Source organism: Kitasatospora sp. NE20-6, from assembly GCF_045862635.1.
In genome coordinates, this window is sequence record NZ_BPRL01000082.1 from 19946 (window position 1) to 44521 (window position 24576).

General features: G+C 71.7%; 21 protein-coding genes. 9 read left to right on the top strand and 12 right to left on the bottom strand.

Annotated features, from left to right (window positions below; translation table 11 throughout):
* The first annotated feature begins 200 nt into the window (after positions 1-200).
* Complete coding sequence (locus SNE206_RS35915) at positions 201-377, top strand: DUF1918 domain-containing protein (RefSeq protein ID WP_407917773.1); 177 nt, start codon at positions 201-203, stop codon at positions 375-377.
* A gap of 70 nt (positions 378-447) precedes the next feature.
* On the opposite strand, the gene tnpA is transcribed toward SNE206_RS35915, so the two are convergent.
* Positions 448-876 carry an IS200/IS605 family transposase gene (gene tnpA, locus SNE206_RS35920; protein WP_407917774.1) on the bottom strand — a complete coding sequence of 143 codons (429 nt, stop codon included), beginning with the start codon at positions 874-876 and terminating at the stop codon, positions 448-450.
* A gap of 745 nt (positions 877-1621) precedes the next feature.
* Between tnpA and ltrA the strand changes: the two genes are divergently transcribed.
* A complete protein-coding gene (gene ltrA, locus SNE206_RS35925) occupies positions 1622-3004 on the top strand; it encodes a group II intron reverse transcriptase/maturase (RefSeq protein ID WP_407917775.1) in 1383 nt (460 codons plus the stop codon).
* A gap of 133 nt (positions 3005-3137) precedes the next feature.
* A complete protein-coding gene (locus SNE206_RS35930) occupies positions 3138-4316 on the top strand; it encodes an RNA-guided endonuclease InsQ/TnpB family protein (protein ID WP_407917776.1) in 1179 nt (392 codons plus the stop codon).
* A 222-nt stretch (positions 4317-4538) separates the two neighbouring features.
* Here the strand turns inward: SNE206_RS35930 and SNE206_RS35935 are convergent, their stop codons facing one another.
* The 8 genes from SNE206_RS35935 to SNE206_RS35970 all read right to left on the bottom strand — a co-directional run bounded on the left by SNE206_RS35935 (position 4539) and on the right by SNE206_RS35970 (position 14943).
* Complete coding sequence (locus tag SNE206_RS35935; protein ID WP_407917777.1) at positions 4539-5753, bottom strand: PP2C family protein-serine/threonine phosphatase; 1215 nt, start codon at positions 5751-5753, stop codon at positions 4539-4541.
* Between the two features lie 508 nt (positions 5754-6261).
* Positions 6262-7701 carry a sensor histidine kinase gene (locus SNE206_RS35940; RefSeq protein ID WP_407917778.1) on the bottom strand — a complete coding sequence of 480 codons (1440 nt, stop codon included), beginning with the start codon at positions 7699-7701 and terminating at the stop codon, positions 6262-6264.
* Positions 7702-7742: 41 nt separating this feature from the next.
* Entirely contained in the window at positions 7743-8453 is a 711-nt protein-coding gene (locus SNE206_RS35945) for a response regulator transcription factor (protein WP_407917779.1), read from the bottom strand.
* 296 nt (positions 8454-8749) lie between these two features.
* Positions 8750-9934, bottom strand: coding sequence for a zinc-binding dehydrogenase (locus SNE206_RS35950; RefSeq protein WP_407917780.1), 1185 nt, complete (start codon positions 9932-9934; stop codon positions 8750-8752).
* On the bottom strand, positions 9931-11523 hold the full coding sequence (locus SNE206_RS35955) for a flavin-containing monooxygenase (protein WP_407917781.1): 1593 nt from the start codon (positions 11521-11523) through the stop codon (positions 9931-9933). Before SNE206_RS35955 ends, SNE206_RS35950 begins: the two co-directional genes overlap by 4 nt.
* Positions 11520-12860, bottom strand: a complete 1341-nt coding sequence (locus tag SNE206_RS35960) for a spinster family MFS transporter (RefSeq protein ID WP_407917782.1) — start codon at positions 12858-12860, stop codon at positions 11520-11522. Before SNE206_RS35960 ends, SNE206_RS35955 begins: the two co-directional genes overlap by 4 nt.
* A 312-nt stretch (positions 12861-13172) precedes the next feature.
* On the bottom strand, positions 13173-14168 hold the full coding sequence (locus tag SNE206_RS35965) for an amidohydrolase family protein (RefSeq protein WP_407917783.1): 996 nt from the start codon (positions 14166-14168) through the stop codon (positions 13173-13175).
* 175 nt (positions 14169-14343) lie between these two features.
* Complete coding sequence (locus tag SNE206_RS35970; protein WP_407917784.1) at positions 14344-14943, bottom strand: nuclear transport factor 2 family protein; 600 nt, start codon at positions 14941-14943, stop codon at positions 14344-14346.
* An 82-nt stretch (positions 14944-15025) separates the two neighbouring features.
* On the opposite strand from SNE206_RS35970, the gene SNE206_RS35975 reads away from it, so the two are divergent.
* Positions 15026-15913: a LysR substrate-binding domain-containing protein gene (locus SNE206_RS35975; protein WP_407917785.1), complete on the top strand. Its 888-nt coding sequence runs from the start codon at positions 15026-15028 to the stop codon at positions 15911-15913.
* A gap of 22 nt (positions 15914-15935) precedes the next feature.
* On the opposite strand, the gene SNE206_RS35980 is transcribed toward SNE206_RS35975, so the two are convergent.
* Positions 15936-16469, bottom strand: a complete 534-nt coding sequence (locus SNE206_RS35980) for a MarR family winged helix-turn-helix transcriptional regulator (RefSeq protein ID WP_407917786.1) — start codon at positions 16467-16469, stop codon at positions 15936-15938.
* On the bottom strand, positions 16466-17218 hold the full coding sequence (locus SNE206_RS35985; protein ID WP_407917787.1) for a hypothetical protein: 753 nt from the start codon (positions 17216-17218) through the stop codon (positions 16466-16468). The genes SNE206_RS35980 and SNE206_RS35985 overlap by 4 nt, the downstream gene beginning before the upstream one ends.
* On the opposite strand from SNE206_RS35985, the gene SNE206_RS35990 reads away from it, so the two are divergent.
* The 3 genes from SNE206_RS35990 (at position 17202) to SNE206_RS36000 (ending at position 19688) form a co-directional block, all read left to right on the top strand.
* Positions 17202-17612 (top strand): amidohydrolase family protein, encoded by a 411-nt coding sequence (locus SNE206_RS35990; protein ID WP_407917788.1) that lies wholly within the window; start codon positions 17202-17204, stop codon positions 17610-17612. The two genes, SNE206_RS35985 and SNE206_RS35990, sit on opposite strands and share 17 nt — an antisense overlap.
* Positions 17609-18724 carry a histidinol-phosphate transaminase gene (gene hisC / locus SNE206_RS35995; RefSeq protein WP_407917789.1) on the top strand — a complete coding sequence of 372 codons (1116 nt, stop codon included), beginning with the start codon at positions 17609-17611 and terminating at the stop codon, positions 18722-18724. The genes SNE206_RS35990 and hisC overlap by 4 nt, the downstream gene beginning before the upstream one ends.
* Positions 18725-18884: 160 nt before the next feature.
* A complete protein-coding gene (locus tag SNE206_RS36000; RefSeq protein WP_407917790.1) occupies positions 18885-19688 on the top strand; it encodes an ABC transporter ATP-binding protein in 804 nt (267 codons plus the stop codon).
* 114 nt (positions 19689-19802) lie between these two features.
* On the opposite strand, the gene SNE206_RS36005 is transcribed toward SNE206_RS36000, so the two are convergent.
* Positions 19803-20510: a GntR family transcriptional regulator gene (locus SNE206_RS36005; RefSeq protein ID WP_407917791.1), complete on the bottom strand. Its 708-nt coding sequence runs from the start codon at positions 20508-20510 to the stop codon at positions 19803-19805.
* Between the two features lie 645 nt (positions 20511-21155).
* Between SNE206_RS36005 and SNE206_RS36010 the strand changes: the two genes are divergently transcribed.
* Complete coding sequence (locus SNE206_RS36010) at positions 21156-22904, top strand: CocE/NonD family hydrolase (protein WP_407917792.1); 1749 nt, start codon at positions 21156-21158, stop codon at positions 22902-22904.
* A 264-nt stretch (positions 22905-23168) separates the two neighbouring features.
* On the top strand, positions 23169-24576 hold a 1408-nt coding region (locus tag SNE206_RS36015; protein WP_407917793.1), incomplete at its 3' end, for a PAS domain-containing protein.

Genomic DNA, 24576 nt, shown 5'->3' on the forward strand with positions numbered 1-24576 from the left:
GCCTGCACCACCCCGGCGGGCGGGCCGGCGCTCCCCGGCTCCGGGCCTCGTCCGGGATCCACCCGGCACCCGGCCCCACGTGCCGACCGGCCCGGCCGGGGAGCCCGCCCGGCCCTGGTGGCGGCGTCGGCCTTCTGCTGCACTGGAGCAGCGGGGGTGCCCGGAACACCCGGGGAGAGTTCGAGGGACGGAGGCCTGCCATGAAGGCCGACATCGGGGACCGGATCGTCGTGAACGCCACCCGGCCCGGCGCCGCACGCCGTGACGGGGAGGTCGTGGCGCTGCACCACCCGGACGGCAGCCCGCCGTGGGACGTGTGCTGGTCGGAGACCGGTCGGGTGTCCATCCCTGATCTTGCAGGGTATCCCCGCCTTTAGGCAGGGAGGGAATGCGTCCTTGGCCCGGAGCCGTGAAGCGGCGGAGTTCTCTGCGCCTGCGCCTTGACGGTCAGGCTGGTCGCTTCTGCCCTTCGATGTACTGGCGGATCACGGTCAATGGCGCGCCGCCGCAGGACCCGGCGAAGTAGGAGCGGGACCAGAAGACCGAGCCCATGCCGATCCGGTTGATCCGTCCGGTGTACTCGGCTCGCAGGTGTCGGGAGCTGACGCCCTTCAAGCTGTTGATCAGCTTGGACAGGGCGATCTTCGGCGGGTGGTGCACGAGCAGGTGCACGTGGTCGGCCTCGCCGTTGAACTCGCGCAACTCCGTCTCGAAGCCGGCGCACACCTCGCGCATGATCTCCTCGCAGCGCTTCGGCATGTCGTCATCGAACACGTCATGCCGGTACTTCGTGACAAACACCAAGTGTGCTTGGAGGCTGTAGGCGACGTGGCGCCCGGTGCGGAAATCGGGGTTCGGTTCCCAGCGGGGTGACATACCCCAAGCGCATTATGCTCAACGAGCCGGACCGGAAAGGGGGGTGGGCCGGATGATCCGTGCGTACAAGTTCCTCATGGTGCGCCACGAGGCGCCGCACGTCGAGTGATGGTGAGAGACCGTCATCGCCGGGCCGTCGCAGCGGTTCGGTAGAAGCTGGGGGCAGCCTGACCCGGGGAGCGCCGGGAAGGGTGGGAAGCAGCCCCGACAACGCCGGGGCGGACCGGCACCACCAGATGGTCCGGGTCCGGCAAGCGAGGTCGGAAGGTGTAACGCGAGTGAACCAGCGGTTGAAGTCTCGTAAGACTTGTGCCAGCTCAAACCTGGTGGATATGGGCTGGTGTGCAGTGCACGGCGAGGGAGTACCCGAGTCCGAGCCGACTCCGAAGCCGGAACCATAAGGCCGGTGGGGAGGCCGCGTTGAAAGCCTGCGGCGTAGGCGCGGCGAGGCTGCCGGGGCAGAGTTGGACACCTACCCGACCGATCGACATGCAGTGAACGTGGGAACCGCTCTTGATCACCCTGTCGCCGGGCGTCCGGTCTGGATGGCAGGGAAGGTCCGTTGCCGACTGACGGTCAAGAAGTGGGGCGGAGACCTCGTAGTAGTCCGAGCGCGCGAGAGGCGCGTACATGGCGAAGGGGGTCAGCAAGTCTGTGGTGAGGAGATTGCAATGTCCGGAGGTCGCCGGTGAATACCGACGATCTTGAGTCGGCCGTGTACTCGGCCGGCCTCAAGGTACGGAGAATGCAGACCAAGCTGCACCGTTGGGCTAACGATGAACCTGATCGCAGGTTCGATGATCTGTTCAATCTGGTGTCCGATCCGGCGTTCCTGTTGGTGGCGTGGGATCGGGTGCGGGGAAACAAAGGGGCTCGCACGGCGGGGGTGGACGGCCGAAACGTATCGAACATCGAAGCAGTGCAAGGAATCGAGGGGTTCCTCGATGAGGTCCGGGGGACGCTACGCTCCCAGACCTTTCAGCCGCTCCCGGTACGGGAGACGATGATTCCGAAGGCGAATGGGAAACTCCGTCGTCTCGGCATCCCGACCGTACGGGACCGGCTGGTTCAAGCCTCTCTGAAGCTGGTGCTGGAGCCGATCTTCGAAGCGGATTTCCTCCCGTGCTCTTACGGGTTCCGTCCGAGGCGGCGGGCGCATGACGCTATTGCCGAGGCTCGTCATTTCGCTATGGCGAAATACGAGTGGGTGATGGAGGGCGACATCACAGCGTGCTTCGATGAGATTTCCCACTCGGCCTTGATGGCCAGGGTGAGGATACGAATCGGGGACAAGCGGGTGGTGAGCCTGATCAAGGCGTTCCTCAAGTCGGGCATCCTCTCTGAGGAGGAAGTCACGCGGGAGACCTACACCGGAACCCCGCAAGGTGGGATCTTGTCCCCTCTGCTCGCGAACGTGGCCCTGTCGGTGCTGGACGAGCACTTCGACCGGCACCCCGGGGGCCATCAGTCCACCAGCGATTCCCGGCGTCGCAGGAAGAAGCTCGGGGAAGCCAACTATCGCCTCGTGCGGTACGCGGACGACTTCCTCGTGCTGATCCACGGCGATCGGGAACATGCGGTGGACATGCAGGCCGAGGTGGCTGAGGTACTCCGTCCGGTGGGCTTGCGCCTGTCGGTGGAAAAGACCCTGATCACTCACATCGATGAAGGTCTCGATTTCCTGGGGTGGCGTATCCAGCGTCATCGCAAGAAGGGGACCGACCGGCACTACATCTATACATACCCGGCCAAGAAGTCGCTTCGTACGGCTATGGCTAAGGTGAAAACGATGTGCTGCAGAATGGACACCGGACAGCCGCTCGACGCTCTATTGCGACAGATCAACCCGTCGCTAAGAGGGTGGTGCGAATACTTCCGCCCTGGTGTCTCCAGTGCGACATTCGACTACTTGGGCCACTATACGTGGTGGCAGGTGATCGGGTGGATCAGAAGGAAACACCGGGGGATTACTTGGAAGCAACTCCGAAGCACATACTGCGCCGGGGGATGGTGGATCCTGGCGGAGAATCGGGAACTCTTCCATCCGGGACGGTTGAGTACCACTCGCTACCGATACCGGGGGATGAACATCCCGACCCCGTGGGATGTCACTGTGGGTCAGGAATGACAGGCAAGCCATAACGGGGCTTGTGGAGAGCCCGTTGCCCAGAAATGGGCACGGCGGGTTCGGAAGGCGGTCCGGGGAAACGGGCTGGCAGCAATGCCGGAACCGCGCCCCGGGCCGACCTTACCGGCCCACCGTGGGCCAGACGATCACGCTCGGCGAGATGCTGCGTGATCACTGCTCGCTCTACAACGGGGCGTTGCAGGAACGCCGTGACGCCTACCGGCACGCCTCCAGGACGAGCATCAGGTACGGGATGCAGTCGGCGCAGCTCAAGGAGATCCGGGCGTTCGACCCGGAGCGTCACGGCCGATGGTCGTTCTCCTCCCAGCAGGCCACGCTCCATCGTCTCGACAAGGCGTTCCAGGCGTTCTTCCGCCGGGTCAAGTCCGGTGAGACGCCCGGCTACCCGCGCTTTCGTGGGGTGAACCGGTTCGACACGGTCGACTTCCCGAAGGACGGCGACGGCTGTCGCTGGGACGCCACCCCGCACGACCCGGTCACCCGCGTCCGCCTCCAAGGTGTCGGGCACGTCAGGGTGCACCGGCACCGGCCGGTGGTCGGCAGGGTCAAGACCGTGTCGGTCAAGCGTGAGGGCCGTAAGTGGTTCGTCGTGCTCACCGCCGAACAGGAGCAGCCCGAACCGCGGCCCAGGACGGGGTCCGTGGTCGGTATCGACCTCGGGGTGGCCAACTACCTCGCCGACTCCAACGGCGGCTTTGTCGCCAACCCCCGGCACGGCCTCCGTAATGCCGCCCGGCTCGAAGCCGCGCAACAGGCCCTCGCGAAGTTCCCCCGCGTACGTCGGGACAAGCGCACCGCCAACCACCGCCGGGCCGTCGAGAAGGTCGCGGGGCTGCACGGCAAGGTCCGCCGCCAGCGACTCGACCACGCACACAAGACCGCGCTCGGACTGGTCCGTGAACACGACTTCATCGCGCACGAGAACCTGACGATCCGCAACATGGTCCGCACGGCCACGCCGAAGCCCGACCCCGATCGGCCGGGCGCGTTCCTGCCCAACGGCGCGGCGGCGAAGACCGGGCTCAACCGTTCGATCTCGGATGCCGGGTGGGGGGTGTTCCTGACGATCCTGCACGCCAAGGCTGAAAGCGCCGGACGGGAAGTGATCGCCGTGGACCCCCGCAACACGTCCCGCCAGTGCCCCGAATGCGGGCACACCAGTGGAGACAACCGGACCACCCAGGCCAAGTTCCACTGCGTCTCGTGCGGCCATACCGCGCACGCCGACACAGTGGGAGCCACCAACGTTCTACGGGCCGGTCTGGTCCGTCTCGAAGCCGCACCGGCTTAACGAGAAGCCCCCGGCTCTAGCCGGGGGAGGAGTCACGTTCTTTCCCGGTCCTGACACCGAGCTGCACCACTTCGGGCACCAGGGGCCGGCCCGGCCGGCCGCCGGCCGGGGCGACGTGCTCCGCACGTTCGCCGGCTGAGGACGGCACCCTCCGGCACGGTCACGTGCGTTCGGCCGGCGGGAGTCGGCCGGCCTCGGCGTCTCAGAGCCGGACGACGAGTCTCAGAGCCGGACGACGACGAGCACGGTGTCGTCGGTGGCACCCCCCGGCGAAAGCAGATCCGCCAGCACGCTGTCGGCCAGTGCCTCGGGGGGATCCGTCGGCCGGGCGGCCAGGGCGCGGGCAAGGCGGTCCAGTCCGACGTCGATGTCCTCGTGGCGCCGCTCGATCAGGCCGTCGGTGTACAGCACGAGGGTGTCGCCCTCTTCGAAGGGAACGGCCGCCTGCGGGCGCGTGACGTGTTCGGGCCGGGCGCCGAGCGGCGGATCGGTGGCCTGGTCGAGCAGTTCGAAGGACCCGTCGGAGCGCAGCAGCACCGGTGGCGGGTGGCCGGCGCTGCTGTAGGTGATCGTTCCGACGGCGTGGTCGACGAAGGCGGTCGCGGCCGTCGTGTTCTCCGCGCCGTCGACGAAGCGGGCGTAGAGGCCGAGCACCTCCAGCGACTGGGCCGGGCCCTCGGCGACCCGCGAGGCGGCGCTGAGGGCGCTGCGGAGCTGGCCCATGACGCCGGCCGCGGCGAGCCCGTGCCCGACGACGTCGCCGACGGCGACCGCCGTGCGGTCCCGGGGCAGGGCGACCAGGTCGTACCAGTCGCCGCACACGTTGAGGGTGCCCACGGCGGGCCGGTAGCGCACGGCTGCACGCACCCGGTCGAGCGGTGCGGGAGCCGGGAGCATGGCCGACTGCAGGGCGAGGGCGATCTCGCGCTCGCGTGCATGGGCCTCGCGCAGGCGCTCGTTGACCTCCTGGAGTTCGCGGGCCCTGGTGTAGAGCTCGGCTTCGAGGACCCGGGCGCGGTTGCCCTCGGGCAGGCCGTGCGCCCTGATGAGTTCCGTGATCTCCTCGACCCGGTGCGCCAGGAGCACCACGTCGCCGTCGGGCCCGAGCACGGGCACGTTGACGGGGCTCCAGTACCGCTCCTGCCACTCACCGGGCCGGTCGAGGCTCTCGACGTCGTAGCGCTGGAGCGCCATGCTGTCGCGCTCGCCGGTCGCCAGCACTCGGCGCAGGGAGGCCTCCAGGTTGCGCGCCCCCGTGGCCTCGGCGTCGTTCGGGTTGTCCGGGAACACGTCGAACAGGTACCGGCCGACGAGTTGGTCACGCGTCCGGCCGGAGAGCTGCAGGAACTCCTCGTTCGCGTCCGCGTACACCAGGTCGGGGGTGAGCAGGGCGACCATGCCCGGCAGAGCACGGAAGACCGCCTCGTAGTCGATCACCGGTCCTTCGCCGGCTCTCCGTGAGGGGGCTCGCGGCGGACGGCCCGGCACGGCGTCTCCTCCGGGGACGGCGGGCCGTCCACGATCCGCGGTGCCTTGCCGGCTCCGTCGTCCACTGCGCGCCTCCGGGTTCACCTCGTGTTCGCGGCCGCCGTCCGGGAGCCGCCCCCACCGGTCGCAGCCGGGGTGCTTCCGGTGGCGAGGCGGTCCGGGCGCGGGCCGCGTCCCCTGCCCGGGCCGCCACCCCGCGCGTGCCGGTCCGACGGTGCAGGCCGTCTGCCACGCTACGCGGACCGGCGGGTCCGTCAGGCACCGGAGGCTTCGCCGTCCGGGCCACATGGCCCAGCAGCACCACCCCGCCGGGTGGCCGGGCCGGCGGGCCGGTGCGGTGCCCCGTCACGCCGCGGCCCGTCGTGCCCCTGCCGCCCGGTCGTGAGGGCCGGCCCGCAGCGGCGACGGCAGCGGCGGTCGGCCCGGAGCAGGGCGGAGCCGTGCCACCGGATCCCGGTCAGGGAAGGGTGACGGTGACGGTGGTGCCCCCGCCCGGGCGGGGGGCCAGGGTGACCGTGCCGCCGTGCGCGGTGGTGATGGCCTCGACGATGGCGAGGCCGAGCCCGGTGCCGCCGCTGGTGCGCGATCGTGAGGCGTCGCCGCGGACGAACCGTTCGAAGACGTGCGGAGCCAGTGCGGGGGGAACCCCGGGGCCGTCGTCGGAGACGGAGATCAGGTGCTCCTCGACGTGCAGGGTGACGGTGGTTCCGGCGGGGGTGTGGCGGTGGGCGTTGGAGAGCAGGTTCGTGACCACCTGGCGCAGACGGTGTTCGTCACCGGTCACGACGACCGGCTCCGGGGGCAGCTCCAGCCGCCAGTGGTGGTCCGGGGCGGCGGCCCGGGCGTCGTGCGCGGAGTCGAGGGCGATGTGGGTGAGGTCCACCGCTTCGCGTGCGAGCGGCCGTCCTGCGTCCAGGCGGGCGAGCAGCAGCAGGTCCTCGACGATGGCGCCCATCCGCACCGATTCGGCGTCGATGCGCTGCAGGGAGCGGTGCACCCCGTCCGGAGTGCCGGCGGGATGGCGGAGGGCGAGTTCGGCGTGACCGCGGATGGTGGCGAGCGGGGTGCGCAGTTCGTGTCCCGCGTCGGCGGCGAAGGCCCGGAGCCTGTTCTCGGAGGCGTGGCGCTGGGCGAGGGCGTTCTCGACGTGTCCCAGCATCCGGTTGAGGGCGAGGGCGACCCGTCCGGTCTCGGTCCGCGGGTCCGCGTCGGGCACCCGGTCCGCGAGGACGACCTCGCCCTCCGCGAGCGGAAGCGCACTGATCCGCTCGGCGGTACCGACGATGTGGCTCAGCGGGCGCAGCGAGACCCGGACCCACAGGGCGCCGGCGACGGCCGTGACGCCGAGGGCGATCACGAAGGACGCCAGTTCCAGGGCGACGACCTTGTGTTCGGTCTCGTGCACCTGGCGCAGCGGAAGGCCGGTGACCAGCACGTCGCCGTCCTGTCCGGTGATCGCCCGCATGCGGTAGGGGCCCAGGGCGGACAGGCGTACCGACTCGGGTGCTCCGCCCACCGGGAGCCGGGCCAGCGCCCGCCTGTCCCGCTCGGTGAGGGTGACGGCGTCGTCGGTGTCCGAGGGGACGGTGCCGTCGGGGACGGCCTCGTCGTCGGCGTCGCCGTCCACCACGCCCGCGTTGGTGACACGGCCGTTCAGCAGCCGGGCTCCGAACGTGCCGGGGCTCTGTGCGCGGGTGTCGCTGTGCGGTCCGCCGACAGGACCGCCGTGCTCCAGGCTTGCGGCGTACCGGCCTCCGGTGTCCGTCAGGCGCTGGTCGAGCTGGCTCGTCAGGTAGTGCTGGAGCGCGGTGGTGACGGCCAGACCGACACCGGCGAAGGTGACGACCAGCAGTGCCAGCAGTCCCGCGACCAGCCTGCCGCGGATGGTGCGGGGCACGAGCCGGCCCGGAAGGCCGCGCGGGCCCGGCCACCGGGCCTTCACGCGACGGGCGCCTTGATCAGGTAGCCCGCACCCCGGACGGTGTGGATCATCGCCGGTCGGCCCGCGTCGATCTTCTTGCGCAGGTAGCTGATGTAGAGCTCGACCACATGGGCCTGACCGCCGAAGTCGTAGGACCACACGGCGTCGAGGATCCGGGCCTTGCTCAGCACCTGGCGCGGATGCCGCATCAGGTAGCACAGCAGCTGGAACTCGGTGGGGGACAGTTCGACCGGGACACCGCCCCTCAGCACCTCCCTCGACTGCTCCACCAGGACGAGATCGCCCAGGACGAGGGCACCCTCCGGCACGGTCTCCTCACGGGCGTCCGGCCCCTGGGCACGCCGCAGCAGCCGGCGGAGCCTGACCACCACCTCCTGGAGGCTGAAGGGCTTGGTGACGTAGTCGTCGCCACCGGCCTCGATCCCCGCGATACGGTCCTCCAACGCGTCGCGGGCGCTCAGGAACAGCACCCGCACCTGGGGCTGCTCGGCGTGGATGCGCTCCAGCACCGCCATGCCGTCCAGGCCGGGAAGCATCATGTCCAGCACGACGGCGTCCGGTTTCCAGCTCCGGCACTCCGACACCGCGCTCTCCCCGGAGCCGACCCCGCGCGATTCCCACCCCTCGTAGCGGAGCGCGGCGCACAGCACCTCGATCAGGTCGGGCTCGTCGTCCACGACCAGAACGCGTGGGGTGGGTACGGGCATGGCATCCGATCCGGTCAGCGGCTCCGACCGGAGGACGGGCCGGTCGCTCTTCTCGCCATTGTGCCCTGCCGGGAGAAGGACCCACGGAGGCCGCAGACCACGGATCATGCCCCTGAGCTGCCGGGACGTCCTCAGCGGAAGGTGTCCGGGTGCAGAACTCAGAAGGAACTGAGAGGTCCGGATGCCGGGCGGGGGACGGTGACCGCCGGGCGACCCGGCGGGCCGGGCCGCTGTGGGATCCCGAGCTGCACAGGCACCGGCACCGGCACCGTGCAGGCGGCCTGCCTGCGCGGGTCCTACCGCACGGCGGTCCCTGCGATCCCGTGTGACGCGAGCGACGGATCGACGAGCAGCTTGGCGTGGGTGCCGGGGTCGGCCAGGGCGGTGAAGGCGTCGGCGACGCCGGCCAGCCCCACCCGTCCGGTGACCAGGCCGGAGACGCCGAGGGCGCCGTCGGCGAGGGCGTGGAGGGTGTCCCGGAATTCCAGGGGCGTGTAGCCGACGACGAAGCGGAGGTCGAGTTCCTTGTTCACGGCGAGTGCGGGGCGGATCGTGTCGGTGCCCGTGCAGACCCCGACGACGACGACACGCGAGTGCAGGGGGGCATGGGCCAGGATGCCGTCGAGCATGCCGGGCACACCGACGCATTCGAACACCACCGGGCGCCTCGGCCGGGTGGCACCGGTTGCGTCCAGGGCGCGCCAGGTGGTCCACCAGGGCACCGGGAGTCCGGCCAGGCTCTCGACGGCGTCGATGCCGGCGTTGTACTCGTCCGGCATCGAGGTGACGAAGCCGTGTCCGGCGGACGCCTCCTGCCAGGGGGACTCGACCGCGGGGTCGACCACGATGTCGGCGCCGAGGCTTCGGGCGAGTGCCCGGCGGCCTGCCGAGTAGTCGCTCGCGATCACGGTGCCGACCTTCCGGGACTTCAGCACGGCGATCACCGCGAGCCCCACCGGCCCGCAGCCGAGGACGACGGCGACGTCCTTGCGGCGCACCTCGCCACGGTTGACGGCGTGCCAGGCGACCGCCATGGGCTCGGTGAGGGCCGCGACGTCGACGGGCAGGCCGTTGGGCACCGGGAGCGTCAGTGCCTCCTGCACGACGACGTACTCCGCGTAGCCGCCGGGGGCGTCCGCCGACAGGCCGATGCCGTCGACCTGCCGGCCGCGCCTCACCAGGGGCACGGTGACGACCGGTGTGCCGGGCCGGAGCCTGCTCCGCTCCCTGCGGGGGCCGTGGTCGACGACCCGGCCGACGATCTCGTGCCCGAGCACGACGTCCTGGCCGGACCGGAGGTAGCGGGGATAGCCGCACAGGTCGAGCGCGTCGGCCAGTTCGTCGGCGTGCCGGCGGGCGTGCAGGTCGGAGCCGCAGATTCCGCACCGCTCGACCGCGACGAGCAGCTGGCCCGCCGCGGGCCGCGGTGTCGGCAGGTCGACGAGTGCCAGACGTCCGCGGGTGAGGCTGACGGCCTTCATGCCGGCCCTCCTGTCGTGGCGGGGTTGCGGTCGGAGGGGCGCGCCGCGGTGGCGAGGTGGTAGGCGCCCGGTCGCCAGCGCACGGCCCGGCGGCGGAAGCGGAAGGTCCAGTCCGGGTAGATGGTGGCGTTGCGGCCGTTCGCGTCCTGGTAGAACGTCCGGCAGCCGCCCAGCTCCCAGACCGTCTTCGCCAGTCTGCGGTCGAGTTCCGCGTTGTACGCGTCGTGCACCTGCCGGTCCACCTCGATGGACGTGGCACCGGACCGGCGGAGGGCGTGGATCGCGTTCTTCACGTGCTCCACCTGGGCCTCGATCATGTAGACCATGGAGCTGTGGCCGAGGCCGGAGTTGGGGCCGAGGAACATGAAGAAGTTCGGGAAGCCCGGGACGGACACGCCGAGGTAGGCCCGCGGGGAGCCCTGCCACGCCGTGCTCATCAGCCGGCCGTCGCGGCCGCGCACCCGGTCGGCGAACGGGATGTCGGTGACGTGGAAACCGGTGCCGAAGACGACGGCGTCGACCTCCCGCTCGACACCGTCCGCGTCGATCACGCTGTGCTCGCGGATCTCGCGCAGCGCCCTGGGCACGAGTTCGACGTTCGGCTTCTGGAGGGCGGGGTACCAGGTGTTCGAGGGGACGATGCGCTTGCAGCCGAGCGTGAAGTCAGGGGTGAGGGCCCGGCGCAGGACGGGGTCCGGGACCTGGCGTTCCAGGTGCTTCCGCGCGAGGCCTTCGACCACCCGCATGAGTGCGGGGCGTTTGGCGAAGCCGAGCACCAGGAGTTCCTTGGCGGCATAGACCTTGGCGCGGGCGATCCTCTGCCGCAGCGGCCGGGCGCGGAACCGTTCCCGTTCCGCGTCGGTGATCGGCCTGTTGTCGTGCGGGGTGATCCAGGGGGCGCTGCGCTGGAAGACGAACAGCCGGTCGACCCGGTCCGCGATCTCGGGGACGTACTGGATCGCGGAGGCGCCCGTTCCGATCGACGCGACGCGGGCGCCGGTCAGGTCCGCGGTGTGGTCCCACCGGGCCGAGTGCATGATCGTGCCGCGGAAGCGGTCGATGCCCGGGACGTCGGGGAGCCTGGGCTCGGTCAGCGGGCCCACGGCGCTGACGAGTACGCGCGCCGTCCACGGTCCGTCGTTCGTCGTGACGTGCCAGAGGTGGTCGTTCTCGTCCCATCGGGCCGCCTCGACCTCGGTCCCGGTGCGGAGGTGCGGGCGCAGGCCGAAGCGGTCTACGCAGTTCTGCAGGTAGGCCCGGATCTCCGCCTGCGGGGAGTAGGTCGAGGTCCAGTCCGGGTTGGGGGCGAAGGAGAACGAGTACAGGTGGGACGGGACGTCGCACCTGCAGCCGGGATACGTGTTCGACTGCCACACGCCGCCGGCCGCGGGCCCGCGCTCCAGGATGACGAAGTCGGTGAGCTCCGATGCGCGCAGGGCGTTCCCGAGGCCGATCCCGGAGAACCCGCCGCCGACGACGAGGACCTCGGTGTGCCGGGCCCCGGTGTTCCCCTCCCGGGAGCCGGCGGGTGGGCCGAGCCGGTCGGCCGTCGTCCCGGTGTCGACCGTGCCGGGTTCGTCGTCCCTCATACGGCGGCCCCGCGGGCGAGCATCGAGTCACGATCGGCCTGTACGGAACGGGCGGCGACGAGCATGCCGGCCGCCGCGACCGCGAAGGCCAGGGGAACGGTGATCGTCATCGCCGTCTGCAGGCCGTGCGCCGAGGCGTCGGCGGCGGACGCGGAACCCGCGGCCAGGGCGTCGGACAGGGCACCGACGAAGATCGGGCCGCCGGCTCCGCCCAGCAGGTAGCCGACGGCGAACATCACGCCCAGGGCGCCGGAGCGCTGCTCGGGGCCGATGACGTCGGACACCACGGGCACGGCCGCCGCCAGGTAGACGATGCCGAGCATGTAGCCGAGGCTGAGGAACACCACCAGCTGCCACAGCGAGCCCCGGCCCGCGGCGAGGCCGATCAGGGAGAACACCGCGGCACCGGCCAGGCTCGCCGCGGCCACCCGGGTCCGGGCCCCGGGCGAGGTCCTGGCGGCCCGGTCGAGCACCCGGCCGCCCGCCACCAGGCCGACCAGTCCGGTGACGCCGACGACGACACCGCCGACGGCGCCCGCGGCGACCAGGTCGAGCCCGTACCAGCGCTGCAGGACGGGGGTGAGGAAGGTCCCGATGGCGTACGCCGCGAAGTTGTAGCCGGCGAACGCGACGAGCATCCCGTACACGGACCTGACCTTCAGCAGCGGGCGCAGGGACCGCGCAGGGCTCTCCCGCCCGGGGGCCGTGCCGGGCACCGGTTCGGCGGCGCCGCGCTCGGGTTCGCGGATCCGCAGGACGAAGAAGGCCACCACGACGCCCGGTACGGCGGCGGCGAGGAACGGGGCCCGCCAGGTGCCGAACGCGACGGCGATCCCGCCGGCGGTGAGGAAGGCGAGCAGCGTGCCGATGGGGAAGCCCAGCATGAACAGGGAGTTGGCCCGGGAGCGGCGCTCGCTCGGATAGAGGTCCGCCAGGAGCGAGCCGGTGGCCGGTGCGTAACTGGACTCCCCGACGCCGACGCCCACCCGGGAGGCGAAGAATCCCCAGAAGCCGGGCAGCAGTGCCCCGGCTGCCGTGAAGGCGCTCCACACGAACAGTCCCCGGCCGGCGACCTTCACCCGCGGGATCCGGTCCGCGAGCCGGCCCAGCGGAACGCCCGCGACGGCCGCGACGAGGACGAACGCCGAGGCGAGGATCCCGACCTGCGTGTCGTCGAGGCCGAACTCGTCCTTGATCGGTTCAAGCACGACGGACGGCAGGGCCCGGTCGTAGAAGTTGAGCAGATTGCCGACGAACAGCAGCCCGAGAACGTATCCCGCGGTGGAGCGGGGCGGAGCCTGGGCGGCGCCCGGAGGCTTGGTGAGCGGACGTGCCACGAGGAGTCCCTTCGCCGGTGAAGAGCGCTCGGACTGGCAGCCGGAACAAGGCGCCACGAGCTTGGCGACAGTGTGGCGGCGGCCCGGCCCGGTGCATACGGCTCCTCCGACAGGATCGCAGCGGCGTCCTTGTGTCTGCAGACAAACCTGATGGTAGGGACGGCGGGTAGAGGCGGAACCCGCGAGATCCTCGGCTCCACGCCGCGGACGGGGATCCGGTCGGTCCCTGCCGACGGCAGGCGGGGTGCGCCGGGCCGCCGGACGGCAGGCGGGGCGGGCCGGGCCGCGGGCCGACCGCGGGCCGGTTCCGGGTCACAGTCCGAGCAGCCGCTCGGCGTTGCGGTGGGCGATGTCGAGCTTGGCGTCCGCGGGCAGGTCGCAGTCCTCCAGGAAGCCGCGGGCACCTGCGTGGCCGACGAAGGGGTAGTCGACCGAGTAGATCATCCGGTCGGTGCCCAGGACGTCGGCGCAGAAGCGCAGGTGCGGTGCGGTGAACATGCCGCTGGGGGTGTAGTGGACGTTCTGGCGCACGTAGTCGCCGATGGTCCGGTCGAGACCCGTCGCACGCCGGGGCAGCGCCTCGTCGAGGCGGTCCAGGAACCAGGGGATCATCTCGCCCCAGTGCCCGAGGACGAACTGCAGGTCCGGGTGGCGGTCCAGTGCTCCGCCGAGCACGAGGTGGAGGAAGTGGATGCCCGATTCGTTGTGCCACCCCCATGCGGCGGTGGCGAACCGCGTGGCGACCACGGGATCGAGGCCCGCCTCGTAGTCGGCCGCACTGGTGCCGCGGGTGGGCGGGGCAGGGTGGAGATAGATGGGAACCCTCAGTTCGGCCGCGGTGCGCAGGATCGGGTCGAACCGCTCCGCGGACAGGAACTCGTCGTCCGTACGGCCGTGGATGAGCGCACCGACGTGGCCGAGCTCCTCGACGGCGCGCTTGAGTTCGGCCGGCGCCCGGTCCGGAGCGGTCGTGGGCAGCGACGCGAACGCGGCGAAGCGGTCGGGGTGGCGTCCGCAGGCCGCCGCCAGCCGGTCGTTGACCCCCCTCACCAACTCGGGTGCCACGTCGGCCGGCAGGAACTGCGTGGTGAGGTTGGACAGCACCTGCATGTCGATGCCGTGGGCGTCCATGTCGGCGATGCGCCCCTCGTCGAGGTCTTCCAGCTCCTCGGCCGTAGGGCAGTAGGGCAGTCCGGTGGCCGGCGAGTACGCCCTCCCGAAGTGAGGGCTCACCTCGGCCGCGCGCCCTGCGGAGGCCTGCGCCACCGCGGTGTCGAGCGTGTGCTCCTCGATGGTGATCAGTTTCATGTCGATTCCGGTTCCGTGCGTTCTGCGGTGGTGAAGGCTGCGGTGGTGAAGGGGGTGCCTGCGGGGCCCGGCGGCCGGCCCCTGGTGGTTCTCCGGCGGGCGCGACGGCGCAGCGGCGCACCGCCGGCGCCGCCGAAGCCGCCGAAGCTGGCGGCGCCGGCGACCGTGGTCGGTCTCAGTCCAGGGCCTGTTCGCCGAGCCAGGCGAACGCGGACTTCTCGATGGCGTGCTCCAGTTCGCTGCCCTTGGTCGCGAAGGTGCGCAGAACGGGGAACCCGCTCCTGTCGAGCAGGTAGGCCAGTGCCCCGTACTCGCGGGGGTACCTGGCCACCACCTCGGGGTCGATCTCGGCGATCCCGGCGGGGAAGGTGAAGGTCGCGAAGTCGTACACGCTCGTGCGGTCGAGGATGCGCCAGACGCCGGCCCGGCGCTCGATCCGGTCGATGAACCGGTTGTGGCCGTTGCAGCCCAGGCCGAGGCTGCTGTTCTCGGCGACGATGACCGCGTTGGTCTCGCTGACGGCGCGGGTGCCGTCGGCCGAGAACGTCACGGTGGGGGACGTGACGAGGTGTTTGGTGCGCAGGTCGGTGGTGGCCATCCGGGCGGACGCGTCGACGAAGTCCGAAGCGGCGCCCTCGAACCAGGTGATCTCGATCCGGGCGTCCGGGTGGAACAGCTCTCGGAGGCGGTCCCACCGGCCCTGGTCACGATGGACCCACCCGGTCATGAGGTCGGCGATGTCCTGGCGGTCCTGAAGCGTTGTCGATGTCGGCATATGTACAGTCTTGGCGAGCAGCATTGATCGCACAAATTGTTAGATATGATCCATTGTTCGTTGAAAACGATCGGAGCTTGGTGTGGAACTGCGCCACCTGCGGTACTTCGTGGCCGTCGCCGAGGAGTGCCACTTCGGCCGTGCGGCCGCACGGCTGCACGTGACCCAGTCGACGCTGAGCGCGCAGGTGCAGGCGCTCGAACGCGAGGTGGGAGGCCCGGTCTTCCTCCGCACCAGCCGCCGGGTCGAGCTGACGGAGGCCGGGGAACTGCTGCTCCTGGAGGCGCGACGGACGCTGGCGCAGGCCGGCCGGGCCCTGGACGTCGCCCGGCAGTCGGTCAGGGGCGAGATCGGGGCGGTACGCATCGGGTTCTCCGGAATCGCCGCGCTGGAAGGCACCCTGTCCGCGGACCTGCGCCGCTTCCACACGGCTCACCCCCGGGTGGAGCTCCACCTGACCGAACTCCCGCCCGCCGCACAGGTGCAGGGCATCCGCGAGGGCACCCTCGACATCGGGTACAGCCCCGACAACGGGCTCAAGGACGTGGACGACCTCGTGGTGGCGCGCGGGGCGCGGACGACCCTGTCGATCGCCCTGCGCCACGACCACCCCCTGGCCTCCACGGCCTCGGTCACCCCCGCCGACCTGGAGGGCGAGAACCTCATCGTGTACGCGGCCGACCACGACGACGAGAGCGTGCTCGACCGGTTCGGGGCCGCCCGGGAGAAACACCGGGGACGGGTCCACCTGGTGACCGGCACCCTCGGCGTGCTCGCGCTCGCCTCGGCCGGCGTGGGCGTGGCCGTGGTCCCGGCCGCCGCCGAACGCATCGGGCTGCCGGACGTCGTCTACCGGCCGCTGCGCGGCATGCCGGCCGAGGTGGACGTGGTGATGCTCAGCCGGCCCGACGAACTCACCGGCCCGGTCCGCGCGTTCGTCAGGTCGTGCGGCCCGGCCGCAGGGGCGTGAACAGGCTCCGGGGCCGGCGAGGCTAGTCGGCGGTCCGGGATCCGGGTGCGTGGGTCTCCGGGAGGTGCCGGACGGCGGGGGCCCCGGGCGAGGTGTCACCGACGGCGCCGAGGACCGACTGCAGCCGGTGCAGCGCGTCCTCCAGTGTCGTGGCCGGCACCGCGGACAGGAGGCGCTGGAGCGCCGTTGTCGCGGCGGCGGTCGCGGCCTGGGCGGTGGTGACTCCCGCAGGCGTCAGCCGGACGTTGTGGCTTCGCCCGTCCGCGGGGTCGGGGACGCGGGAGACCAGGCCGCGGGTGTCGAGCCGGCGCAGCACGTTGCTCAGCCCGCCGGTGGTCAGCAGCAGCCGGGCCGTGAGCTCCTTGGGCCGCAGCTGGTACGGGCTGCCGGCCACGCGGAGCGCTCCGAGCACGTCGAGCTCTGCGGCCGTGAGGCCCTGTGCGGCCAGGGTGGGGGCGATGGCCTGCTCAAGGAGGCCCTGCAGGCGCACGACGTGCTGGGAGAACACCAGAGCCAGGCGTTCGTCGCCGGAACCGTTCGTGATGGCGGAGGTCATGCCCCCAGTGTAGCCGTAAAGCTTTCGTGGTAGCTTTCATAATAGCTTTCAAGAAAACTATCAAGGGAGCCCCCATGACGACGGCGACAGTGATCGACGGTGTCCGCGTGTTCACGGGCGACGGCCTGACGGAGCCCCGGCGCGTCCACGTCGAGGGCACGGGGATCGTCGCCTCGGCGAACCCGGACTCCGTGGTCGACGGCAGGGGCAAGGTGCTGCTGCCGGGCCTGATCGACGCCCACATGCACGTCCTGGGCCGGGACGACCTGTGGAACCTGGCGACGTGGGGCGTCACCACCGGTATGGACATGGCGGCCTGGCCGCTCCCGTTCGTCGAGGACATGCGCGCCCGGACAGGTGTGGCGCAGGTCTTCAGCGCGACGACTCCCGCGGTCGGCCCCGGCGGCAACCACGCCAGGATGCCCGGGTTCCCCGCCGACGGGATCGTCACGACCCCGCAGGAGGCGCGCACCTTCGTCGAGCGCCGCGTCGCCGACGGCGCCGACTACGTGAAGATCGTCACCGAGGCCGCCCCGCCCGCGGGCATGGACCGGAAGACGGTGAACGCGATCGTCGAGGCCGCGCACGAGCACGGCCTCCTCGTCGTGGCGCACTCGATCACCACCGGCGCCTTCCGCGTCGCGGTCGAGGCCGGGGTCGACATCAGCACGCACGCCCCCCCTGGACGCCGTCCTCGACGACGACACCGTCCAGCAGATGCGGACCGCCGGGATGATCTCCGCACCCACGCTGACGATGATGCAGGGCATCGCCACGGTACGGGCCGCGGCAGGGCTCAGGTACGAGTACGCCCGCGACACCGTCGCGAAGTTCCACGAGGCCGGCATCCGGCTCCTGGTCGGCACCGACGCGAACTCCGCACCCGGCGTCCCGTTCGCACCCGGGCACGGCCGGTCCCTGCACGACGAACTGGGGCTCATGGTCGACGCCGGGCTCACCCCCGTCGAGGCGCTCCGCGGCGCCACCACGCTCACCGCCCGGACGTTCGGTCTCGACGACCGCGGCACGATCGAACCGGGCAGGCGCGCCGACCTGCTCCTCGTCGACGGCGACCCGACCACGGACATCACCGCGACCCGCAACATCGCCGGCGTCTGGATCGCCGGGGAGCGCATCCGATGAGCACGAGCACGTCCGGCAGGGGCCCGTCACCCCGGCTGCGCCCCCTGCTCGACAGCGTCCCGGCCTACGTGCCCGGGAAGCCGGCCGCGTCCACCGGCGGCCCCGGCTGGAAGCTGTCCTCCAACGAGAGCCCCTACCCCCCGCTCCCCGGCGTGCTGGAGGCGGTGGCCGCCGCCGCCGGGCGGATGCACCGCTACCCGGATCCGCACTGCACCGAGCTCACGGAGCGGCTGGCGGAACACCTCTCCGTCCCCTCCTCCCACATCGCCCTCGGCACCGGCTCCAGCGGGCTGCTCCAGCAGCTGCTGCACATCAGCACCGACCCCGGCGACGACGTGGTGCACGCCTGGCGGTCCTTCGAGTCCTACCCCATCGTCACCCGCCTCTCCGGGGCGCGTCCCGTGGAGGTGCCGCTCACCGGGGACGAGGCGCACGACCTCGACGCGATGGCGCGGGCGGTCACCGACCGCACCCGGCTGGTCCTCGTGTGCACGCCCAACAACCCCACCGGCAGGGCACTGCGCCGATACGCCCTGGAGCCCTTCCTGGACCGCCTGCCGACCGATGTGATGATCGTCCTGGACGAGGCGTACGCGGAGTTCGACAACGACCCCCACCGCGCCGACGGCCTGGAGCTCTACCGGGACCGGCCGAACGTCGTGGCCCTGCGGACCTTCTCGAAGGCCTACGGCCTGGCCGGACTGCGGGTCGGCTACGCGGTCGCCCACGAGCCGGTCACCGACGCGCTGCGCAAGGTCGCCGTACCCTTCGGCGTCTCCACGACGGCACAGAGCGCCGCCGTCGCGTCCCTCGACCGGCGGACCGAACTGATGGAACGCGTCGGGGAACTGGTCACCGAACGCGGACGTGTCCACCGAGCCCTGCTGGAGCAGGGCTGGACCCCGCCCGACAGCCGGGCCAACTTCGTCTGGCTGCGCCTCGGCCGGCAGACCGCCGCCTTCGCCGAACACTGCCTCGCCGCCGGTGCGACCGTGCGGCCCTACGGCCAGGACGGCGTCAGGATCACCATCGGCGAACGGCAGGCCAACGACGCCGTACTGCTCGCGGCCGACCGCTTCCGCCGACGGATCCCCACCGCACCACCGGCCTGAAACCCCCGGGGGGCGGGCGGGGACGGCGCCGCCTGGAACTCGACTACAGGCTACATCTACCATTATCCTTCAAGCGTCGGCTCCGGCGCCCCACAGGAACCGACCAGGAGGCCGGCACCTCCCGCAGCACCGCCGTCCTGCCCGACCACGTGAGGAACCCATGGCCCGCACTCCCGTACTCCAGGCCGACCGGGTGGACGTCGTGCGCGACGGCAGGCTGCTGCTGGACGGCGTGTCACTGACCGTCCACCCCGGCGAGCACTGGGCGCTCCTCGGCCCCAACGGCGCCGGCAAGACCACGCTGTTCGGCCTGCTCGGCGCCGTGAGCCACCCCACCCGGGGAACGGTCCAGGTCCTGGGACACACCCTCGGCCGCGTCGACCTGCAGAGGCTGCGCGGCCTGGTCGGGCACGTCAACCCGCGACACCCCCTGAAGTCCGCGCTCAAGGTGTCCGACGTCGTGCTCACCGGCCTCACCGGCAGCATCGAACGCGCCCCCCGCTGGTCCCCCACCCCCGACCAGATGGCGCTGGCCGACAAGCTCATCGCCACGCTCGGCCTCTCGGAGCGCGCCGACGCCCGCTGGCCGGTGCTCTCCCAGGGCGAACGCGGACGGGCCCTCATCGCCCGCGCCCTGATGCCGGACCCAGGACTCCTGCTCCTCGACGAGCCCGCCACCGGCCTGGACCTCCCCGGCCGGGAACAACTCGTGGAAAGCCTGGACACGCTCCAGCGCACCCGCCCGGAACTGGCCTCGGTGATCGTCACGCATCACCTGGAAGAACTGCCCTCCGGCACCACCCACGCCGCACTGCTCCGAGCAGGCCGCGTCCTGTCCTCCGGCCCCGTCGACGACGTACTGACCAGCCGGACCGTCAGCGACTGCTTCGACCATCCCCTCGCCCTCACCAGGACGGCACAGGGGCGCTGGCACGCGGAGACCCTGCGCAGCCGCGCGGCCTGAGCCGGTGGATGCCCGAGCCGGTGGGGCCCGCACCGGACCGGTGCACACGCGGTCGGTGCACACGCGGTCGGGGAGCACCGGCGGCCGCGGTTCCGTGGATCCCGCGGTGCGGGGCTACCGGCCGCAGGCAGCAGCCAGGGCCCGGCGGACCCGGACGGGCTCGTACGTGGGCGAGGCCATCGAGAGCACGACGAGGGCGGTGCGGCCGAGGTGGGCCGCCAGTGCCTGCGCGGCGGCGTTCGCGTCCCGGGCCTTCACCGCCTCGGCGATCGTGCGGTGCTGCTCGCTCGTGCCGGCCTGCCATTCGAGCGGGTTCCAGGACACGAAGGCCAGACGGTAGCGCGTCGCATGGTCCGACAGCAGGGCGAGTTCGCGTTCCATCCGCGGACCGGACGGGTGGACCAGGGCACGGTGGAACTGCTCGTGCGGGCACTCCCACTGCTCGACGTCCCCGGTGCGCGCCTTCTCGTCCATCTCCTCCAGCAGCTGGTCGAGCCGCCGGAGGTGCTCCCCGGTCATCCGCGGCACGGCGATCCCGATCGCGAGCGACTCCAGGCCGATCCGCATGGCATACAGCTCGTCGAGGTCCTCGTCACTGAAGGCCGTCACCCGGGCACGGTGCTGGGACTCCTGCTGGACGAAGCCCTCGCGCTGCAGGATCCTGAGCGCCTCGCGCAGGGGGCCGCGGCTCACCCCGAGCTGCCGGGCGAGTTCGACCTGCGACAGCGGGTCGCCGGCACGCAGCTCGCCGTGCATGATCGCGCGCCGCAGCGCGTGGTGGGCCCGGCTCACCTCGTCGGGGTGGGCGGTCCTGTCCGTCACCCCAGCTGACTGTGCTGTCATCGCATGTCGGCCTTTCACGTTTTCCCACAGGGCGTTCCGGCGGTCCGCAGGACCGCACGGACGGGCTGCACGCACCACCGTATCCGACGCCGACCCCGAACCTGCCGACACTTCCGGGACGGCCCCGACCCGACCGGGGCCGCGTCCCGGCCCGGAACGCCCACCTCAGAGAGGGGAGAACGGCCCGACCCCTTCGGGGCGGCGGCGAAGTGTCGACACTGTGCCCTTGTCCCGCACGGTCCCGGGTGGCGGGACGACGGCGGTCCCGGCCGCCCGCCGTGCGCCCGCAGACCTGGACTGAAACTCGGCTACAGAGTACATTTACAGATGTACCGAAGTCGGACCTGACGGGCCCTCCCCCTCCCAGGGCCCGCACGTCCACGAGGCGATCGCGGCGCCGGACCGGCCGGACACCGCCCCCGGAGCCGGGTCGGCACAGCATGCGGGTGCGGACATCCCGGTCGCCGCCCCTCCCTCCCGGGCCGCAGACCTCGCACCCCCGAGCGTCCTGTCGCGCACCTGCCACGTCTCCGCGATGCAGAGCCCACCGATCGTGCCGCTGCGGTACGCGCGGTCGATCGCCGACCGAACTGATCTCGACCACCCACAGATCAAGGAAAAAACATGGCCATGCGTGAGGAAGAGAAGGCGTTCGAGCCGTCGCACTACGAGGCGGGCCCCGCGCACGGGCTGCTGAGCGCCTTCGAGCCGGGCACCCGGACCCTGCCGGCAGGGTCCCGGATCGACCCTCGCTTCCGGTCGCTGCCGACCGACGTCGTGTTCGAGAGGGACGTCGCCGTCACCCTGCGTGATGGTGTCACCATCTACGTCGACGTGTTCCGCCCCGCCGGCACCGAGAAGGTGCCCGTCCTCGTCGCCTGGAGCCCCTACGGCAAGAGCCACGGCACCTCCCCCGGCGTCACCGCCCTGTTCGGCATGCTCGGCATCGACAACGGGGCCCTCTCGGGACTCCAGAAGTTCGAAGGACCCGACCCGGCGTACTGGTGCGCGCAGGGCTACGCGGTCTGCAACCCCGACCCCCGGGGCATCGCCCGGTCGGAGGGCGACAGCGCGATGTTCGGGCGCCAGGAGGGCGAGGACTGCCACGACCTGATCGAGTGGCTGGCCGTGCAGGACTGGTGCAGCGGCAAGGTCGCGATGAGCGGGACCTCCTACCTCGCGATCGCCCAGTGGTTCACCGCGGCCGAACAGCCGCCCCACCTGGCGGCGATCAACCCGTGGGAGGGCCTGAGCGACGTCTACCGCGACCTCGTCCTGCGCGGCGGCATGCCCGACACCGGCTTCGCGGAGCGGCTCCAGAAGCACAGCTACGCCGGCACCAACCGGCGCGAGGACATCCTCACGGAGGCCGAACGCCACCCGCTGGTCGACGACCTGTGGGAGGACAAGATCCCGCAGTTCGACAAGGTCACCGTGCCGGCCTACGTCGTCGCCAGCTACTCCAACACGCTCCACACCGCAGGCACCTTCCGCGGCTGGCGGAGGATCGCCTCCGAGGACAAGTGGCTCCGCATCCACAACACGCAGGAGTGGCCCGACTACTACGACGAGAAGAACGTCGAGGACCTGCGGCGGTTCTTCGACCACTACCTCAAGGGCGAGGACAACGGCTGGGAGCGGACGCCGCGCGTCCGCTACAGCCTGCTCGACCTCGAAGGCGGCGACCGCATCGACCAGCCCGCGGACGCCTTCCCCCCGGAGGGCACCACCTCCACGAAGTACTACCTCGACGGCCTCTCCCGCACGCTGGCCACCGAGCCGCCCGCGGGAGCGGCGAAGGCGGTCTACGACACGGAAGCAGGCCCGGGCCAGGCCTCCTTCGTCGTCCGCTTCGACGAGGAGACGACGCTGGTCGGCTACCCCAAGGCCCGGCTGTGGGTCGAGTCGGAGGGCTCCGACGACATGGACCTGTTCGTCCTCGTCCAGAAGCTGGACCGCCACGGCACGCCGCTGCAGCAGTTCACCGTGCCCAACCACGGCGCGCTGATGCAGGACGTGACCGAGCGGGGCGCTTCCGTGCTGCGGTACAAGGGCTCCAACGGACGTCTGCGCGTGTCCGCACGGCACCTGGACAAGGCCCTGACCACCGACGACGTGCCGGCCCACGCCTTCGACCGGATCGAGAAGCTGAGCCCCGGCGAGATCGTCGACATCGAGGTCGACCTGTTCCCGGTCGGCCTGGTGTTCCACCCCGGCGAGCAGCTCCGGCTGGTCGTCAGCGGACACAACGCGCTCGGCGGGATGATGCCCGGCACGCGTGACTACATCCCCCGCAACAGCGGGAAGCACGTCGTCCACACCGGCGGGGACCACACGTCCTACCTGCAGCTCCCCGTCAGGACGACCGCCTAGCCCCCGCGTCTCGGCCGCGGTCACGTCCGGACACCCCCGGGCGGGCCGCGGTCGACACGTCCGTCGACACGGCGGTCACCCTCCGGCAACGGCCGGCCGTCCCCGGCACCGCGAAGCCCGGCCCGACCTCCGGTACGAACGGCCGAGCCGGAGGTGCACGTATCAGGGAGAATCAGTCGTAACCAGGACAGGCCGTCCCCAGGGAGGAGCCTCGCAGGGTTCCGGCCCGGGCGGCGAGCACGACACCAGGCGGTGAGCAGCACGATGAGTGCCTTCCCCACCAGCGAGGACGGCGTTCTCGCCGATGTCGCGGCCGCCCTGGTCGACGCCCGGGGTGTCGTGCGGTGGTGCTCCCCGGCGGCCGCCGACCTGCTGGGCCGCCCGGCCGATGAGATCCGCGGCCGCTCGGTGCTGCGGCTGATCGCCGACCCGGCCGAGCGGCCCGCCGCGCTCCCCTCCGCCCTCCCCGCCGACGGCGACCGCCCCCGTACCGGCACGGCCCGGCTGACCGGCGGCGCGGGACGGACGGTCACCGTCCGCTACCGCGTCCTGCCCACGGCGTCCCCGTCCCGCTTCCTCGTCCTGGCCGTCACCGCCGACCTGGACACCGAGACCCGGCAGGGCACCGCCCTGCTCCGCGCCCTGCTCACCCAGGACAGGATCGGGTTCGTCCTGCGGGACACCGAACTCGCCATCGTGCGCAGCAATCTCGACTCCGCCGCCTTCGAAGGCCTGCTGTTCGCGACCGGCAGCCGCCTGCCCGAAGGGGTGGAGCCGCAGGACGCCGCAAAGGCCGAGGCCGCCCTGCACGACGTGCTGGAGACCGGGGAGCCGGTGGTGGCCCGCGAGCTGCGGGCACGCACGCGCGGCCACCCGGCCGCGGAGTGGGCGTTCTCGGTGTCCGCCCTGCGGCTGGAGGACGCCCGCGGTCGGCCCGAAGGGGTCGCCGTGATGTTCACCGACGCCACCGCGCACTTCGAGGCGGCCCGCCGCCTGGAGCTGCGCCACCGGGTGTCCACCGCGATCGGACGCTCGCTGGACGTCGCCCGGACCGCCCAGGACATCGCCGACGTCCTGGTGCCCGCCTTCGGCGACCTCGCCTGGATCGACCTCGCCGAGGCCGTGACGGTCGGCGACGATCCGCCCAGGACCTTCGGCGGGGGCGACCTGCAGCTGCGCCGCACCGCCGTACGCTCCGCGCACGGCGACTGGCCCGCGGAGCTCTTCCAGCCGGGGGCGGTCATCCCCCCGTTCCCGGACAGCCCGCTGATCCGCCTGTTCCAGCAGGGACGCGCGGTCGTCGCCGACCGGGCGACCCTGGAGCGCGCGCTCGCCGACCCGGCCTTCCTCCGCTCGGCCGCCCCCGACGCGGGCCACTCCCTGGCCATCGCGCCGCTCTTCGCCCGTGGCCTGGTGCTGGGCGTAGCCGCCGTCTGGCGCACCGAACGCCCCGAGCCCTTCGACCAGCAGGACACCGACCTGCTGTCCGAGGTCGCCGCGCATGCCGCACTCGCCGTCGACAACGCCCGCCGCTACACCCGCGAACACCGCGCCGCCGTCGCCCTCCAGCAACGCCTCCTGCCCCGCGCCACCACCCGCACCACCACCCTGGAAACCGCCGGCCACTACCTCCCCGCCACCGACGGCGCCGAGATCGGCGGCGACTGGTTCG